The organism is Aquimarina macrocephali JAMB N27, from assembly GCF_000520995.1.
Classification (GTDB): Bacteria; Bacteroidota; Bacteroidia; order Flavobacteriales; family Flavobacteriaceae; genus Aquimarina; species Aquimarina macrocephali.
On record NZ_JACA01000096.1, the window covers coordinates 1 to 1,944 of the forward strand.

The window sequence follows — 1,944 nt, forward strand, 5'->3', positions numbered from 1 at the left end:
GTGTTTGGTTATAATAGTATAACCCTAAATGCTTCAATATTTTTAATTTTCATAATTAACTATAACACAAAATCAATACCATTATGAAAACTAAAACTTTTATTTTAGCAGCTATGCTATTTACTTATGTTTCGTCTCTTCTGGGGCAACAACAAGTAGACGCAAAAAGATGTGAGGCAAGTAATGCCAATGCGTATGCTTTTTCGGTTAACCCGAAAGCAAAAGCCGAGTATGAAAACTTTAATGAGTTTACCAAAAATTATGTTCAGAGTAAGGCTTTTTCTCAAAAAGCAGCAGAAACGTATACCATACCTGTAGTGGTTCATGTATATGGTACTACACAACACGGGAAGACTGTAGATTATAATAAAATAAAAGGAGCACTTGATGCTCTTAATAAAGATTTTAACGGACTTAATGATGATTTTAATTCAATTGATCCCGTTTTTGATGGTCGTAAATCAACATTAAGTATACGATTCGCATTGGCTAAAATTGACCCTAACGGAGGTAGTACTAATGGGGTAATTATCCACCCAGTAGCTTCTGGAATGGGAAATTATAATAGCCCTGTTGTTGCAGCAGACGGATGGGATAATTATAAATATATGAATGTATATATCACGGGTGACCTCTATGGTGATGGGGGAGCAACAAATTCTGGAGTAGCGTGGTATCCAGATACAGCAATGTCAAATGCAGATATTGCAAGAGTAGTATATAACGGACGATATTTACACGGTAATACCAATAAAGAGTTTGCATCGGTATTTACTCATGAGTTTGGGCATTGGCTTAATTTGATACATACTTTTGAAGGAGGATGTAATGATCCTAATGGAGATTATGTGAGTGATACACCAAAAGAAGATACAAGCTCAGGAGATGATGGATGTGTTGTTGGAGCAAGTGATTGTGGGAATCTAATAAACTATGAGAATTATATGGGATATGATTCTGCAGCAGGGTGCGCAAAAATGTATACTCAGGGGCAGGTAAATAGAATGCTTGCAGCATTACAACACCCAGCAAGAAAACCATTATGGCAACCAGCTAACCTGACAGCTACAGGGGTAAATCTTACAGGAGCCTCACTAGTAGCAAATAATAATACTGTTGAAGAATCTTTATCTAATAATGGAACCTTAGTAGATGATTCTTATGATATAGATATACAAGGAGGTACTTTTTCATTAAGTTCTGGAACATTAACACAGGGAACGCATTTCACTTCAAGCCTTCCTCAAGGATTTTCTCCTACAATTACCGTAATTAGTAATACAAAACTAAGAGTGAAATATAGTGGAAATACTAATAATCATGGAGTTGCTGATAATGCTTCTGGAAGTATTACCTTTAAAAATGCTATTATTTCAGGCGGGACAAGTACACTGAATTCTAATAAAGTTTTATTCAGCTTTTCATTTTACGATCCTTATAAAGTAGTGTATGTTGATAATAATGATTATACGGCAAATGCTACTACAACCTGGACATTTTTTAGAATAACAGGAGCCGATAGTAATAGTTTTGGAACTTTTTTTGAAAATAATGCCCTTAAATTAGAAACGTATTCAAAAGCGTTGGTTTGTCAAACAGGAACAAAAAACCCTATTCCAATTGCAGCAAATACAGTAATATCTACAGGAAGTAGCTGGGTTAACGGAGGAGCATATCCTGATTTACATGTGATTAGAGATACTGGATATACTGCTTGGGACGGTAAAACGGCGTATATAGGGTTTCAGTTAGAGTTATACTCAGGAAAAACCAATTATGGATGGTTTAGAGTTCAGGTAAATGCAGATGGATCTTCTTACACCTTAATGGATTACGCTTACAGTACAGAGCCTTTTGGATCTATTAAAGCAGGTAGTAAAATCTGGAATGGAGGAAATAACCCTACCTGTAACGATGGGATCCAGAATGGGGATGAAACAGGAG

1 protein-coding gene is annotated in these 1,944 nt (G+C 35.8%); it reads left to right on the forward strand.

Going from position 1 to position 1,944, the window contains the following annotated elements; genetic code table 11:
* Nucleotides 1-83 precede the first annotated feature (83 nt).
* On the forward strand, nt 84-1,944 hold a 1,861-nt coding region (locus Z054_RS30745; RefSeq protein WP_024773124.1), incomplete at its 3' end, for a M43 family zinc metalloprotease.